The sequence below is a fragment of the Bordetella muralis genome (assembly GCF_054781015.1).
The window spans coordinates 1-15588 of record NZ_BAAGVF010000005.1; the positions used below are offsets into that span (position 1 = coordinate 1).

General features: G+C 58.6%; 15 protein-coding genes. 2 read left to right on the forward strand and 13 right to left on the reverse strand.

Features of this window, described 5'->3' with window-relative positions:
* Positions 1 to 260 precede the first annotated feature (260 nt).
* Genes ACYVIT_RS10065 through ACYVIT_RS10090 form a run of 6 tightly spaced genes read right to left on the reverse strand, consistent with a single transcriptional unit; the run spans position 261 to position 7536 of the window.
* A complete protein-coding gene (locus ACYVIT_RS10065; protein WP_415808510.1) occupies positions 261 to 2372 on the reverse strand; it encodes an acetate--CoA ligase family protein in 2112 nt (703 codons plus the stop codon).
* Between the two features lie 8 nt (positions 2373 to 2380).
* Positions 2381 to 3514: an acyl-CoA dehydrogenase family protein gene (locus ACYVIT_RS10070; protein ID WP_415808508.1), complete on the reverse strand. Its 1134-nt coding sequence runs from the start codon at positions 3512 to 3514 to the stop codon at positions 2381 to 2383.
* A 3-nt stretch (positions 3515 to 3517) separates the two neighbouring features.
* A complete protein-coding gene (locus ACYVIT_RS10075) occupies positions 3518 to 4729 on the reverse strand; it encodes an acyl-CoA dehydrogenase family protein (RefSeq protein WP_415808507.1) in 1212 nt (403 codons plus the stop codon).
* Between the two features lies 1 nt (position 4730).
* The gene (locus tag ACYVIT_RS10080) at positions 4731 to 5507 is read right to left on the reverse strand and encodes an enoyl-CoA hydratase/isomerase family protein (protein ID WP_415808506.1); all 777 of its coding nucleotides are present in this window, start codon (positions 5505 to 5507) and stop codon (positions 4731 to 4733) included.
* Between the two features lie 50 nt (positions 5508 to 5557).
* Positions 5558 to 6523: a Bug family tripartite tricarboxylate transporter substrate binding protein gene (locus ACYVIT_RS10085; protein WP_415808505.1), complete on the reverse strand. Its 966-nt coding sequence runs from the start codon at positions 6521 to 6523 to the stop codon at positions 5558 to 5560.
* A gap of 32 nt (positions 6524 to 6555) precedes the next feature.
* Complete coding sequence (locus ACYVIT_RS10090; protein ID WP_415808504.1) at positions 6556 to 7536, reverse strand: Bug family tripartite tricarboxylate transporter substrate binding protein; 981 nt, start codon at positions 7534 to 7536, stop codon at positions 6556 to 6558.
* Between the two features lie 185 nt (positions 7537 to 7721).
* Between ACYVIT_RS10090 and ACYVIT_RS10095 the strand changes: the two genes are divergently transcribed.
* Positions 7722 to 8324, forward strand: coding sequence for a TetR/AcrR family transcriptional regulator (locus ACYVIT_RS10095; protein ID WP_415808503.1), 603 nt, complete (start codon positions 7722 to 7724; stop codon positions 8322 to 8324).
* 209 nt (positions 8325 to 8533) lie between these two features.
* Positions 8534 to 9754: an ankyrin repeat domain-containing protein gene (locus ACYVIT_RS10100; protein ID WP_415808502.1), complete on the forward strand. Its 1221-nt coding sequence runs from the start codon at positions 8534 to 8536 to the stop codon at positions 9752 to 9754.
* Between the two features lie 84 nt (positions 9755 to 9838).
* Here the strand turns inward: ACYVIT_RS10100 and ACYVIT_RS10105 are convergent, their stop codons facing one another.
* From ACYVIT_RS10105 to ACYVIT_RS10135, 7 genes are all read right to left on the reverse strand, one after another.
* Complete coding sequence (locus tag ACYVIT_RS10105) at positions 9839 to 10666, reverse strand: SAM-dependent methyltransferase (protein WP_415808501.1); 828 nt, start codon at positions 10664 to 10666, stop codon at positions 9839 to 9841.
* A 27-nt stretch (positions 10667 to 10693) separates the two neighbouring features.
* Entirely contained in the window at positions 10694 to 12139 is a 1446-nt protein-coding gene (locus ACYVIT_RS10110) for an APC family permease (RefSeq protein ID WP_415808500.1), read from the reverse strand.
* A gap of 57 nt (positions 12140 to 12196) precedes the next feature.
* Positions 12197 to 13579 carry a heavy metal sensor histidine kinase gene (locus ACYVIT_RS10115; RefSeq protein ID WP_415808499.1) on the reverse strand — a complete coding sequence of 461 codons (1383 nt, stop codon included), beginning with the start codon at positions 13577 to 13579 and terminating at the stop codon, positions 12197 to 12199.
* The gene (locus ACYVIT_RS10120; protein WP_094822316.1) at positions 13576 to 14274 is read right to left on the reverse strand and encodes a heavy metal response regulator transcription factor; all 699 of its coding nucleotides are present in this window, start codon (positions 14272 to 14274) and stop codon (positions 13576 to 13578) included. Before ACYVIT_RS10120 ends, ACYVIT_RS10115 begins: the two co-directional genes overlap by 4 nt.
* A 195-nt stretch (positions 14275 to 14469) precedes the next feature.
* Positions 14470 to 14850 (reverse strand): YchJ family protein, encoded by a 381-nt coding sequence (locus tag ACYVIT_RS10125; protein WP_415808498.1) that lies wholly within the window; start codon positions 14848 to 14850, stop codon positions 14470 to 14472.
* Between the two features lie 3 nt (positions 14851 to 14853).
* Positions 14854 to 15138 carry a GNAT family N-acetyltransferase gene (locus ACYVIT_RS10130; protein ID WP_415808497.1) on the reverse strand — a complete coding sequence of 95 codons (285 nt, stop codon included), beginning with the start codon at positions 15136 to 15138 and terminating at the stop codon, positions 14854 to 14856.
* A 63-nt stretch (positions 15139 to 15201) separates the two neighbouring features.
* A complete protein-coding gene (locus tag ACYVIT_RS10135; protein ID WP_415808496.1) occupies positions 15202 to 15582 on the reverse strand; it encodes a hypothetical protein in 381 nt (126 codons plus the stop codon).
* Positions 15583 to 15588: the final 6 nt, after the last annotated feature.

The window sequence follows — 15588 nt, forward strand, 5'->3', positions numbered from 1 at the left end:
TGTCTTTGTGCCTTCGTCTTTGCGCGACCAAATAAATAATCCCTGCGTCCCGCATCTTCTGTAATTCAGTCAGCGTCCCGGCCCCACAACGACTTGATCCAGGCCCGATATCGGGCTGGGCCTATCAGATAAAAGGCGGAACCTATATGAGTTTGCAGCTGCCAGGAAACACCTGAAAACGAGCATCTCGCGTTTCGGTGCAGTCGTCCCAAACGTCCTGGTAGTGGCTAATCCTTTATAAACGGTTCCGCCCGGCAGACTTATCTGATTGCCGATTTCAGTGTGATCAAGGCATCTAGGCAAACGGCGCCATCCTGCCTCAGGATGAAGGGGTTGATGTCTATCCCCGATAGAACGACCCGCCAGTCATTGGCCAGGTGGGACAGCGCGACCAAGGCGTTCGCCAGTACTGGGATATCGAGTGGGGGCTTTCCGCGCCAGCCGTTCAACAGTTTGTACGACTGTACAGACTGGATCAGCGCGAGGGCTCGTTGCGTCGTGAGCGGTGCGCTGGCGAACGCGACGTCTTTGAAGAGCTCAACTGACACGCCGCCCAGGCCAAACATCACCATGGGGCCGAACCAGGGATCTACATGCACTCCCAGTATGGTTTCGGTGCCGCCTTTGCTCATCGGGGAAATCAATACGCCGGAGATGTGCGGATTGCCCGGCACGCTTGCGGCGCGCTGTTGCAGAGTGGCATAGGCATCCCGGACGGATTGATCATCCGGCAGCTCCAGCAGGACACCGCCCATCTCGGTTTTATGCAGAATGTCCGGCGATACGATCTTTGCGACGACAGGATAGCCGATCGTGTTGGCGGCCTGCACGGCTTGTTCGGCAGTCGTGCACAACGTTTCGCGCAGCATAGGCAATCCGTATTGCGCGAGGATATGCTTTGCTTGGGCTTCATCAAGTTGCGTACCGATAACAGGGGCAGCAACGAGAGGGACGCGATCTATTTCCTGATGACGAACCAGATGACGCCGACGTTCCACCAATGCAGCCAACCCTCCCAATGCGGCCATGGCACGCCCGGGGTCTGCAAAGATAACCAAATGGCGGGCTTCTATCTCTGCACGCATTTTTTCGCTGTGCGGCCCGACCAGAACGATGAGTTTGTCTGGATAGTCGCGGCGCAATTTCCCCAGCGATTCGAGCATGTCGGGAAAACGACGTTCGTCGCAGGGAATCTGCGCCAGATAAATACACAGAATGGACCAATCGGTGTCCTGCAGAAGCATCTCGGCCAGCCCCGGGACGCCTTGCTTGACTGTGCTGACTTGCGCTGTGGTGTCCAGCGGGTTGTCGCCGATGGCAAACGGAACGAGTCCGTGTATACGGTCTTGTAGCGCTGGCGGGATAGACGGAATATCAATGCCATGACGTTCCGCATCATCAGTCATGAGTACGCCGATACCGCCCGAGACGGTCAGGATGCCGGCCTGAGGGTTCGTGGGCAGAGGCAGATGGGTACACAGGTAGGCGATATCCAGCATTTGTTCGATGGTGTTCGCCCTATATGCGCCGCACTCGCGTATGACTGCGTCAAAGATGCGATCATTGCCTGCGACCGCGCCCGTGTGAGTGGCTGCCGCAAGCTGTCCGCGAGACGAGGTGCCTACCTTCATTAAGATGACCGGCTTGTTGGCAGCGGCGGCCTTTAACAAGGCTTGGCGGAGCATAGCGCCGTCTCTGCATCCTTCGATCGCAGCGCAGATAATGTGTGTGGCGGGATCGGAAGCCAGAAAATCGATGCACTGAGCAACGTCGACATCCGCCTCGTTGCCGGTGGCGACAATGCGTGAGATACCCAGGTTTCGCTGGATAGCCTGAGCATAGGCGCACGAGCCAAATGCGCCGCTTTGCGTCGCAAAACTAATGCCGCCGGGTTGAGGGGAGAGGGCTTCCAGGGCCGTGGAAAACGTGGCATAGAAGCGGTTGCTGGTGCTGACGATGCCCAGGCAGTTGGGGCCCAGCAGCCGCACGCCGTGTCTGGCTGCCAAGGCAACCAGCGCATCCTGCAGCACTTTCCCGTTGGGACCGTCTTCGGCAAAGCCCGAACTGAGGATTTGTACGTGACGTATCCCTTTGTCGATACAGGCCTGCAGAGCGTCGTACGCGCCCGTCGCAGGAACAATGATCATGGCGTGATCTATCGCATCGGGGACATCGTTCAGTGCGGGATAGGCTTTCAGGCCCTGGATCGTGTCGTATCGCGGGTTGATGGGAAAGATTTTTCCTTCATAGCCAGCCTCGCGCAGGAAACGAATCGGTCGCCCGCCGAGCTTATCGGGGTCCGACGAAGCGCCGATGATGGCGACGGATGTCGGATCAAAGAAACATTGCAAAGGATGTGCGATCGCAGTCATCTGTCGCCTCAAGAGACCTGGGTATTTACACCATGGGAAAAAGAGTTGTGCTCGGCAGACCGCAGATGATGAATTTTCTGCTCGTAAGTCAGCGGGTCTCCATAGCGCAATGCGTTGGCCAATAGCCGAGTCGCCAGTTGTGCAGCCGGCATTTCCCGGGTCATGCCCATACCGCCGTGCAGCTGGATAACCGTTTCCGCAAATCGAATGGCTTCCTGCCCTATGTACAGACCCAGCAGATCTAGCGCTGACGTATCAGCGTCGTTTGCTTGCGTTTGTTCCAAGGTTCTCAGGGTGGCTTGCAGCAAGCTACGGCAAAGTTCGTAGGTGACATATAGCCGAGCCACGTCATGGCGCAGCGCCTGGAAATCGGCAAGCGCATGGCCGAACTGTTTGCGCTCCAGCAAATACGAAATGGTGCGGCTCAGGGCGCTGCCCATGCTGCATACCGAGTCGGTGGCCGTGGCCGCGGCTGCGATGCGCCACCCCGCATGGATGGAGTGTGCTGCGGCTGCGCCGCTGGCGAGAATATCATCGTCACGCACGGGAAACTTATCCAGATCAAAGACGGCAATCTGGCGGTCATCCATCGTGCGATAGACGGTGTTGCTGCAGCTCAAGTGCTCTGTGGCGACGCATATCAGAATGGCTTTGTTGTCGATGGCATCTCGGCCGATCAATAGCACATGGGTGCAATCATCTGTCAGCTCGATGCCGGTGGTTGTTCCCGATAGCAGCCAGCTGTCTTTGCCTTTGCTCGCTGATAGAGCGGGAGTCGGATCGCCGGGATGAAGCGGCCCTCCTAGTTCAACGACCAAAGCGCCTTCGGCGATACCGGTTTGCATGGTCTGGACAGAAGGCTGTTTGGGCAATGCGCTCAATATGGCAGGTATCACGCCGCATCGCGTCACGACGGGGAGGTTAACAGCATGCGTCGCGAGGCCCTCGATGATCGCCGCCAGGTCTTGAAGATCGCCGCCGGCGCCGCCTTGTGCCTCTGGAATGAGTACCGCGTTCCATCCCATTTCACTGATGAGCGCGGCAGCAGGGTGGCCGCCAGGATGATTGGCAGCGTCCTGCGCGACGCGGGTAGCGCTTTCCGATAACAATCCCGGGAACAATGTGTTCGGTTCAAACGGCATATCTCATGCTCCAAACAACGATTTTGCGATGACGTTCAGCTGGATCTCGGTCGTGCCTCCTGCGATCGTTTTGGATCGTGAAAACAGGTAGTTTTGCACCCATAGTCCGTCGGTTGTTGATGCTTCGTCATTACGCACGAGCTGTTGTGCACCGATGGGTCCAGCGACGAGCAAGGCGATTTTCGTCAACGATTGCGCAACGGCGCTGCATGCCTGTTTCAATGCGGAAGGTTTGGCGCCTAGCGGTTCGCGGCGCATCATGGCATCAATAGCCGAGGCCAACATTTCGCGTGCGCCTTTTATCTGCGCCGACAGCATGGCCATTTGATGCTCGAGCGAGGAGAAATCGCGCAGAGGCTGTTTAGCTTGGTGCTCTGCGAGCAGGCGCGCCACGCGTCGCCATTGTCGTATCAATTGCGAAACACTGGCCGGCGGTAGCCGCTCGCGCTCCAACAGATATTTGGCGCAGGCCCATCCTTGACCCTCTGTGCCGAGGAGCCTGTCCGCAGGAACACGGACATTGTCCAGAAAGGTCTCGTTGACATGATGCCAGCCGTCTATCGTGCGTATTGGTCGCACGGTGATGCCAGGCGTATTCATGTCGATCAGGAAAAGCGAAATGCCTTCTTGTTTTTTAGCCTCGCGCGATGTGCGGGCCAATAGATAAATACGGTCCGCTTCGTGGGCATGCGACGTCCAGATCTTTTGGCCATTGATGACGTAGTGATCGCCATCACGTACCGCCGGTGTGCTCAACGAGGCGAGATCCGAGCCCGAGCCAGGTTCGGAATAGCCTTGGCACCACCAGTCGGTGGTGTCCAGAATGCGCGGCAGGAAATACGACTTCTGCGCGTCGGTGCCGAACTGCATGATGACAGGGCCAATGTGGCCCAGGCCATGGTGATACAGCGGCGGGCAGTCCAGGTCGGCCATGACCTCTTCAAAGATCATGCGTTGACGCAGGCTCCAGCCCGTACCGCCATACTCGACGGGCCAGTTTGGCGCAGCCCAGCCGCGCTGATAGAGAATCGCTTGCCATTTGCTGTAGACAGGGCGTGTGATTTTTTCGCCGGACGCGACGATTTGCCGGATCTCGTCGGGGCAGTGAGCCTGAGCGAATTGGCGCAGTTCTGCACGGAAAGCGGCGTCTTGCCCGCTTTCGCGATGACCGTCGGACAAGAGCGAGAAATATCGGGAATTCAGCTCTGGTGGCATATCAACGGCCTTTGTAGACGGGAGTACGCTTTTCCAGAAACGCGCGTTGTGCTTCGTTGGCGTCTTCGGTTTTTGATAGTGCGACGGTGATGTTTTGTTCGAAGCGGTAACCTTCCCGCGGTGGCATGGACGAGGTGACCTGCGAGGCCTCCTTGGCGTAGCGCAAGGCGATGGGTGCTTTGCTGGCGATCTCCTGTGCGAGTGCCATGACGTAAGGCATGAGTTCTTCCGGGGGCAGGCTGGCCTCGATCAACCCCAAGCGATAGAGCTCGTCGGCCGAGACTTTCATGCCGGTAAAGAACATGCGGCGTGCGCGCGATTTGCCGAATACGCGCTGCAGCAGCGCAGTGCCGCCGGCCAGTCCAACGTTGATTTCCGGCATGGAGACGTAGGCATTGTTGGACGCGACCCAGATGTCGCACGAGGTCATCAAGCCAAAGCCAGCGCCCAGTGCAGGGCCATTGACGGCGGCAATCACGGGCTTGTTGCATTCTTGTATCGCCAGCGACGATTCACGCACCAGGCGGTTGTGCCGCCAGTAGGCGCCAGGGCCCTTTTGTTTGATCGCCGGCCTTTCCGATACGTCCGCACCGGCGGAGAACACGGCTGTCTTGCTGGCCAATACGACGCAGCGGACATTATCATCATCGTTGAAGCTATCGAAGACCTCCACGATTTCCGCACGCATCTGCGCATTCTGTGCATTGACGGGCGGGCGGTTCAAATACACGATGGCAACGTGACCGTCGCGTTCGACTTCCAGGCATTCATAGGTCATGCTTTACTCCTCGTTCAGGGTCAGTACGGCATTCGTGTTGCCGACAGGCGTTATTGCAGGCGCAGGTCGGCGCTCGTCTTGGCGAGTTTTTGCAGACGTTCCGATTCGTAGTTCAGGAAATCGGAAAATTGTTGGGGTGATCCGGCGGATAACAGCAGCCCCGTTTTGTCGATGGCGGCTTTCACGGTGGGGTCTTCTACGGCGCGGCGCAGGTCGGCATTGATCTTGTCGACGATCGCATCAGGCGTGTCTTTCGGGACGAGAAATCCGAACCAGCTGCCAAAGACCAAATCGATACCCAACTCCCGGAAGGTAGGAACACCGGGGGCAAAGGGATGCGGGTTTTCGCTGGCGATGGCAATTGCCCTGAGCTTGCCCGCCTTGACGTTGGGCATGGCCGACGGGCCATCGAAAATCCCGTCGACTTCTCCGGCAAAGACATCATTCATTGCCGGTGACGTGCCGCGATAAGGTACGTGCGTAATCTGAACACCGACTTCGCGGGCCCATAGTTCAGCGGCAATATGCGGGCTGGACGCAATCCCCGACGAGGCCAATCGTAAGTTTCCCGGGGATTTCTTTGCTTTGGCGACGACATCGGCCAGCGTATGCAGATCGCTGCGGGCCGATACCACCAGCATGTTGCGGCTATTGCCCAATAGCATCACCGGGCGCAATGCATTCTGGTCGTACGAAAGATCTGTGCGCAAGATGGGGTTGGATGTGTACGCATAGCTCGTCAGTAGAATCGTGTTGCCGTCGGGGGCGGCCCGCGCCGCAGCCGAGGTGCCGATCATGGTGCCGCCTCCCGCTTCGTTCTTGACGATGACCGGCACTTTCCATTGGCGTCCCAGATAGTCCGCGATGACGCGGCCATAGACATCGGTGACGCCGCCCGGAGCATATGGAACGATGATCGTTACCGGTTGATCGGGATAGTCCTGGGCCGCGGCGGCCGTTGCCGTGATTGCGGATGCACTAAAGATAGCGGCACATAGATGCAGCAGTTTTTTCATGGTTTGTCTCCGTCCTGCTTGAGGGGTGGCGCCTATTCGATTTTTATATTGGCGCTTTCAATGAGGGCTTTCCATTTCTTGCTTTCCGAACGGACCAGAGCATCCATCTGTTCGGGGGTACTGCCTTGCGGTGTCGTGCCCACGGCGATCAAGTTCGCGCGCAACGCGGGGTCGCGCAATGCCTGGTTCAGCGTGGTGTTGAGCTTTTTGATGATGGCTTCAGGCGTGCCGGCAGGGGCCGTGATGTAGTTGATGGGGTAGGCCTCAAACCCGTGCAGGGTCTCCGAAATGGCCGGGATGTCGGGGGCAGTGGGATTGCGTGCCAAGGTGGACACGCCCAGAGCGCGTACAGCGCCTGATCGGATATCGGGCAGATAGACGCTGAGCGTGTCTATCGTCATCGGTACTCGTCCGCCCAGGACATCAGTGCGTGCCGGCCCCGTGCCTCGGTAGGGAACGTGAAAGATATCGACGGCCGCTTCTTTCTTGAAGAGTTCACCCGCCAAGTGGCTGCTGGAGCCGACCCCCGAGCTAGCAAACCCCAGCTTGCCGGGGTGCGCACGGGCGTAGTCGATCAACGACTTTACGTCGCGGACGGGCAAATCTTTGGACACCACCAGGACGTTTGCGCCCTCGGTGACTTTGCCGACAGAGACGAGATCGTCAAAAGGCCGATAGGATAAATCCTTTAACAGATAGGGCGCGGTCATCTGTTGCCCGGGAGTGGTGTAGAGCAGGGTGTAGCCATCGGCGGTCGCGTGGGCGACGTAGCTCGCACCGACGGTGCCGCCTGCTCCGGGCTTGTTTTCAATCACGATCGTCTGGCCCAGCGCCCTGGACCAAGGCTCGGCGATTTGGCGGGCGTTGTTGTCGGCGCCGCCGCCCGGCGCAAAAGGAACAATCAAATGGATCGGGCGCTGCGGAAAAGCGTCTGCTGCCTGGGCCTGTGGCATGGCCGTGAATACTGCGAGCATCAACCACAAAGTCAGCGGAACGCGGACATTGCTATTCATGTTGTCTCCACCTATCTACTTGTTTTATCTGAGAAAAACTTGTGCTTTAGGCGTATGCTGCTAGGTATTACGCGAACTGACCGACCGGTCGGTAAGTTCGGATATGATAGATCGTTTCTTCAGAAATTCAAGTCATTGAATTCCCGTATCATCCATTTCGTGTTTTCCAGGACAGATCGTCAGCTATGACCACACGTGAGCCCGAACGTAATAATCAGATCATTGACGTTGCCCGCCGGTTGTTTGCCCGCCACGGTTATCGCGGTACGTCGTTGAACATGATCGCGGCCGAGGTCGGGGTGTCGAAGTCGGCGCTCTATCACCATTTTCCGGATAAAGAGACGCTGTATCGAAACCTGGTTGCCAGCGGCATGCAGGTATTGTTCGAGTATGTGCGTGACCGGATGCCCTCTGCGGAAAGTGGCGCGGCGCAGCGCTTGTATGGTTTCATGAGAGCGTCGATTCAGTACTACGAGCAGTCCCACGATAGCTGGGTGTCCGGCTCGCAACTTTTTTGGTCCGCCGAGAACGAGGAAACCCGAGCCCTGGTGCTGAAGTGGCGCGACGCTTATGAGGAGCTGTTGAAAGCAGCGATTCGCGATGGCATTGCGACGGGGGTATTTCGACCCGACACCAACGTCAGTTTGGCCAGCAAATTTCTGCTGTCATCGCTGAATCAGTTGTCTCGTTGGTATCGCCCCGATGGCGAAAAGACGGCGACAGAGATCATGGACAGTTTTGTGACGATGTTCTTGCAGGGGATCGAGGAGCCGCCGAAGATCTCTTGAGTGTGTTGGACTGAATCAGGGTATACCCCCCACTTTTCGCTTTGCCGCTGCAATGGCACTAATTGGATACGGAGCCATCGTTGTTACCTTGACGGCAAGGTTGGATGGAACCAATGCGAGACGAAAGGCACTCACGAACATAGAAACCTGGGTGGCTACGCTGGTGGACATGCCGGGGCCCTCTAATTTCCTGTTCAGGAAGTGCCTCCATGATTTCCTCTTCGCTCTCCGCTATTAGTGCCGCTTGGTCATATCTCGTCGGTACGGGTGCTGCTGCCCAAGCCGGTGACAGACTGCCGTTGTCGATGGACAAGCTGTTCGATGTGCTGCAGCATGCCGACGTCGAGACATTCGAGTATGTCCTCTCTATGCATGCCGATATGGACCTCACGCAGTGCAATGACGAAGGCGAAACGCTGTTGCATGTGGCGGCGGCCGATGGTAATCGTGAGGCAATCGAGGCGCTGTTGCGTACGGGCAAGCTGGATGTCGATGTCCGCGCGACTCGTGCTGGGACGAGCGCGCCTGCGTCCACCGACGTGACGCCGTTGATCCTTGCTATCAAAGGCGGCCATAGGGACGCTGTGCTGGCGTTGATCGAGGCTGGGGCGAATATTAATGCCGTTACCAGCCAGCAATACTCGGTGTTGATGCTCGCCGTCTGCCTGAATAAGCCTGACGTCGTCGATTTGCTGCTAAAGAAGGGGGCGTGGGTGGATAACGTGGAGCCGCCTGAATTCACCCTGTTATCGGCAGCCGCCCGCTATAGCAGCGATCGTGTCATGAACGCTTTAATAGCTGCCAATGTGGGCGTGAATGCCACCGACGGCGAAGGGAACAGCCCTCTGATGGTGGCGGCGCGTTACGGCACGAAAAAGATGATCACGGCGTTGGTACAAGCGGGTGCCAAGGTCAACGCAACCAATTACGCGGGGGACACGGCGCTTCTCATTGGCGCTGCACATGGGCGCGAGCGTGCGGTGCACGCGTTGATAGCAGCCCATGCCGCGGTCAACGTTGCAAATCTGGCGGGAGACACGGCATTGATTCTTGCCAGCAGATTTGACCGGAATGCCGCGATACAGGCCTTGCCAAAGCCGCACGACTATGACAGCGCCTGCGTTTGGGACGCTCTGGCCGCGGATATGCGTTTGCGGCCGCAAAGGATCGTAGGGGCATTGATCTGTACTCATGCGGATATCCATGCCGCAAACCACGAGGGAGAAAACGGCGTGATGGCCGCTGCCCGAGTCGGGAACACTCAAGTCGCAGTCAGATTGATACAGGCAGGGGCGGATATCCATGCCACGGATAATTTAGGTCGCACCGCCGTGGAGTACGCGGCGGCGCACGGTCATGTCGCCCTGGCTGCTCAATTGCACGACTTGATGGAGCAGACTGAGCCCGTGGCCCCGGTGGGAATCGCGTGAGGCCGGTTCCGCCTGCTACCGGGAGGGCTCCTTCGAGCGGAAATGTTTGACAGACCAGATATGTGCGACCAGTGCCGGGGCAATCTATAGCGTACTCAACGACGCTTGCCATGGGGCATTGTCTTGTGTGTTGCCACTCATGCGTTTGCCTGACACTCGACCGGTGTATTGCTGATCTCCCGCCGTAAATTGAATCGTCTCTCCCTCGAGCCTAGCATCGGTGATCGGCGTGACGTTATCCCCGTCGCGTAGTGATCCGTTGAGCATTTGATAGGTTTGTTCCAGCACCAGCTCTTTGTCGCCGAGTTTCCAGGTGCCAGCGACTTTGGCGGGAACGATCCATTTGTGGGCGTTGCAGTAAGCGGTGCAGTTTTCGCTGACTTGCGCGGATTCGTCGGGTTGCCAGTCGCCCATGGTGAATGAGTTCGAGACGACTCGTGTGCCGGGTTTCATCTCCAGGATGATGGGGCGTAGACGTTCGTTCAGGCTGGGCAGCAGGAACAAGGTCAGTACGGTGGCTTCGGAGAAATCCGATTTGAAAATATCCGCTTGTTCGAATGTCGCTTTGTCTGCGACGCCCTCGGCTTTTGCCGCGCGTTGCGCCAGGGCTACCATGTCGGGATTGAATTCGATGCCGCGTGCCGTAGCGCCACGTTTGGCGGCGGTGATGACGGTGCGGCCATCGCCCGAGCCCAGATCGACCAGGCGGTCTTTGGGGGTGAGCTCGGCCATTTCCAGCATGCGGTCGACGAGTGCTTGAGGAGTGGGCACCCACACCACGTCTTTACCCGATTGACCTACGGTGGGCTCGTAGGTCGAGGCCTTGTCGGCCGTCGTTTGAGCGGCTACGCTGGCATGCCAGGCCATGGCGCACAGCACGGCAGATACTAGGGATTTTTGCAGCGTTTGCATTGACGTTCTCCTTGTTGAGAGGGCAAGTCAGAGGGCGGCATCGTCCCGCGGTTGGGCGGTGGCGACGGGGTCTACAGCTTTGTTTCTGAGCAACAAGAGCGGAGTGCCTGCGGCCAGTACGGCCAGTCCGATCCAGGCCGCAGCACCAGTGTGCAGAATGCTCGCGTGCAGCATGTACAGGCACGTCAGGCAGAACACGATCGGCGTGAGCGGATAGAGCGGGACGCGGTAGGGCAGTTGGCGTTCAGGGTGCCGCCAACGCAGCACGAATACGGCGAGCCCGATCAAAAGCAGGAATCCCCAGAACACCGGTGCGGTGTAGTCCACCATGGCTTTGAAGCCATCGCGGGTAATGGCGCCCATGCCTATCAGGGCCAGTGCGATGGCGCCTTGCACCAATTGCCCGTTGGCGGGTGTTTTGCCGCGGCCGTCCCAGACGCCCATCCAATGCATGACCGAGAGGTCTTGTGCCATGGCATAAAAGACGCGGGCTCCGGTAAAGATGGTGGCGTTCAGCGTGGATATGGCGGCGACGATAATGGCCAGCGTGACGATGGTTTCGCCCGTGGGGCCGGCGACTTGCCGCATCATGTCGGAGGCCACGGCATCCGAGGCGCGTAAACCGTCCAGGCCCAGAATGGAAACGAGGGCGAGATTGGCCAGCACATACAGGAGAATCAGAATGAGTGTGCCTGTGACGAGGACTTTCGCGATGTTGCGCGGCGCGTCTTTGAGTTCGCCGGTCAGATAGGACGCCTCGTTCCAGCCGCCAAAAGTGAGCAGTACAAAAATCATCGCCAGCCCTATCGCGGCGGTGTCGGGTGGGATGGGTGTTGTGGATGCAGCGACCTCCGCCGGCGTGCCGAATAGTCCAAAGAGAATGACGGCAGCGAGAGCGCCCACCTCGACGAGCGTCACGACGACCTGCAGCGTTTTGCTTTGCGCCGTGCCGATGATGTTGATACCCGTGAACAGGATGACCGAGAGGGCGGCGTAGAGTGCCGGGCCATAGGGACCTAACGGAAATAGTTGAGCAACATAATCGCCCAACATGAAAGCGACGCCTGCGATAGCGCCAGTCTGGATGACGGTGCCTCGTGCCCAGCCGAACAGCATGGCGACAGGACGTCCATAAGCGCGCGAGAGAAAGTGATATTCACCTCCTGCATGAGGATGCGCCGCAGAGAGTTCGGCATAACACAGCGCGCCGATCAGCGTGACCACGCCACCCGCCACCCAGACCATGATGAATGCCCATTCAGAGTCGACATTCGCCGCGACGATGGATGGTGTCCTGAAAATACCGATGCCGATGACCAAGCCTACGAGAATGACGACGGCGTCGAAGACCGAGAGCAGAGCCGCAGGCTTTGCCTCGATGTGATGAGCGTCTTGGGTGGGCTTCGGCCCCGCATGACGAACATTACCGGAGAGCGCGAGAGAGTCCGTACTATGCTGGTGTGGATTGTTCATGAGTTTGTAAGCTTCAGGACAATAAGCCGCCAGCGTGGCGGGGCGGAACTGCGGGAATTAAACGGACTTCAACAGGGAAAAGCCGAAGGTGTTGATGCCGTGTTCGCTACGGATACAGACAGACCCGCCATGCATGGAAGCGATGGCACGCACGATGGATAGACCGAGGCCGTGATGGACGCCGCTATGGGTGCGTGCGGCATCGCCACGGTAAAAGCGTTCGAATAGACGAGCCTGTTGTTCAGGCGGGATCGGGTCGCCGTGATTGGAAACGGAAACCCATGCATAGTCGCCGCGCATTTCAATGGCGACAACGACTTCGGTGCCGGCATACGCATAGCGCACGCTGTTCGAGAGCAGGTTGGCCAGTGCGCGATGGAACAGGCGTTTGTCGGCGTGTATGTGCGCATCGCCATCGACGCGGACAGTGAGATCGCGCTCGAAGAAGGTGTCCTCGACGTATTCCACGGTTTTACGAGACTCGGTCAACAGTGAGATATCGCTGAGTTCCGCGGCACGATGTCCGTTCTCGGCGCTGGATAGGAACAGCATGTCGTTGACGATGCTGCTCATTCGCTCGAGCTCTTCCAGATTGGATTCGAGCAGGTCTTGAAGTGCGCCGAGATCACGTTCGCGGACAAGGGCGACTTGCGTCTGACCTATGAGATTGGTCAGCGGTGTACGCAGTTCGTGGGCGACGTCGGCGTTGAATCCCTCAAGCTGCAACCACGCGGCCTCGCGGCGTTCGAGCGCGTTATTGAACGACACGGCGAGCTCGCGGATTTCCGGTGGCAGGCCGACGACGTCCAGCCGCTGCCGCGGATTATTGGGCGGCAGGCGGTTGGCCTGCCGGCTGAGCCGGCGCACGGGGCTTAGGCCCAGTTTTGCGATCCAGTATCCCAGTATGGCGACCAGCAAGATGCCCAGGGCTGAGGCGATGCTCATGACCCGGGTGAATTTTTCTTTGGTGTGGATGTAGGCCGAGCAGTCGAGTGCGACGATGAATTCCACTTCGGGCCGGTCACCGGAGGCGGGAATGATGCGGCTCAACGTTGCCCAGATGTTGGACGGCTCGCGGACTTTGATGAATCCGAACGGTTCGTCGGGCATTTTCCAGCCGTCCTCGAGCAACAAGGGGGCGCCGTATGCAAAGCGCTCGTCCGAGGAGCGTATCCAGTAACGAACCCGCGCACCTTCTTGGGAAAAACCGTCGAGTTTGCGGCGTACGGTCTCCCATTCGGGTTCGGTAGCGCGCGAGTGGATGTAGGGATCCAGCAACGTATGGTGATATTCAAGCTCACCGCGCACCTGTTCGCGTACGGAGTCGGTCAGTACGCAGTACAGAAAAAAAGCCACGCCGGAAAAGACCACTGCGGCGGTGATGGCGAACATCGTCGCCAATCGCCATGCAATGGGCAGGCTGCGTCTGGGCCGTATCATGCGGCGTCGTCCGATTGATCGCTATGCCGGTTTTCGAGTACGTAGCCCATGCCGCGAACGGTGTGCAGCAATTTGCGGCCATAGGGGGCATCGACCTTGGCGCGCAGGCGTTTGACGGCGACTTCGACGACGTTGATGTCGCTATCGAAATTCATGTCCCAGATCTGCTCGGCGATCATGAGTTTGGAGAGGACTTCCCCCTGATGGCGGGCGAGCAGGCTGAGCAGCGAAAACTCTTTGGCGGTGAGATCCAGGCGCTGGCCTGCACGGGTGACTTTACGCGCGAGGAGATCGATCGTCAGATTGTCGATTTGCAGCGTGGTGACCTCGTGGCCCTCGGTGCGGCGTCGCGTCTGGGCTTGCAGGCGGGCTACCAGCTCTGTGAACGAAAAGGGTTTGGGCAGATAGTCGTCGGCGCCTTTGCGCAATCCGGTCACGCGGTCGTCGACGGCGCCGCGAGCCGATAGCATGATGACGGGCGTGGATTTCTGGCGGCGTAACTGAGTCAGCACCCCATAGCCATCCAGGCCAGGGAGCATCAGGTCCAGGACGATGGCGTCATAGTCGAACTCGAGTGCCAGATGCAGCCCATCGACACCCGTGTCGGCGACATCGACGGTATAGCCGAGTTCGGTCAGTCCTCGCAGAATGTAGGAAGACGTTTTCGCTTCGTCCTCGACGACAAGTACTCGCATGGTGGAATGTGGCTTTTGTACCAGGGGAAAAATGGCTCGTACAGCAGGGAATCAGTTTACGCAGGCCCGTAGGTCATCGCGCTGACGATACGCTGACATTTTTGTCAGCCGGAAGGCGGTGCTGCCCGGGGGCAGCGCGCCGGGTCTCTGGCCGTGGCAAACGCCCGGTATCAAACCATGCCTAGTGTAGGCCAATCAGCGATGTTCGCCGTCCACATAGAGCCAATGTCCGCCAACGCGCAGAAATCGACTGAGTTCGTGCAGGCGCGTCGCACGGCCGGCCTGACGGCAGCGAGCCACGAATTCGACTGTGGCGTGATCGGCGTCTGGCTGGTGGTGTTGCTTGATCTGCAAGCCTAGCCATTTCAGATCGGAGGGGTTGCGCTCTAGTTGAGCGGGACGTGTGTCGGGGTGCCAGGTGTCCAGCAGGTATGGCAAGTCGTCCAGCACAAAGGCGCTGTAGCGCGAGCGCATCAAGGCGAGGGCATCAGGGGCGAGCAGGCGTTGCGGGCCGCGATGCCATCGCTCGCAGCAACGCGCATAGGCCAGGCCGCTTTCGCACGGACAAGCGGGCATCGTTCAGGCCACCAGATCCTGATAGTCGGGGTGCCGGGCAATATAGGCTACGGCATAGGAACACAAGGGCAGGACGCGCCAGCCGCGTTGGCGAGCCGTGTCCAGGGCATGGCGAGTCAGTGCCGCTGCGATGCCCCGGCCGCCGACGGCACTGGGGACACCGGTGTGCTGGATGATCATGGTGTTGTCGCGCAACTGATAATCCAGGACGCAGGCGTGGCCGTCGACGCGGGTTTGGAAGCGGCCTTGCGGCTCGTTATGATCAATGATGAGCGTGGTGTCGGACATGGTCGTAAAGCCAGGAAGACAAGCCGGTTTGCGATGACCGGCGAACCGGCCGCGATATGCAGATCAACGATACAGGAACAGGATAACCCAGACTGCGATCATGGCGGCAAGGCCCACCCAGCACGACACCCAGAAGCCTACGATGGGGACTTTTACACTGAACGGCACGCGTTTGGGCTCAACGTGGCTGAGTTGCTTGTTGGCGTGGGCAAACAGGCCGAAATTGAATCCCGGAAAGGCCAGGCGAAAGAAATAGTCCTGCAAGATGGAGGTCTTGATGACCAATGGGAATTGCCGAAACGATCCGTGCTTCAGCAAGGGATGTTTCAACGTCGCGTTGATTCTGTCCGTTTGTATAAAGAACAGCAAAACGCCGCAGATCGAGCAGACAAGGAAGCACAACGTGACGAGACTGAATGCGTAGGCGAGAACGGGAGTGGACATGAGATG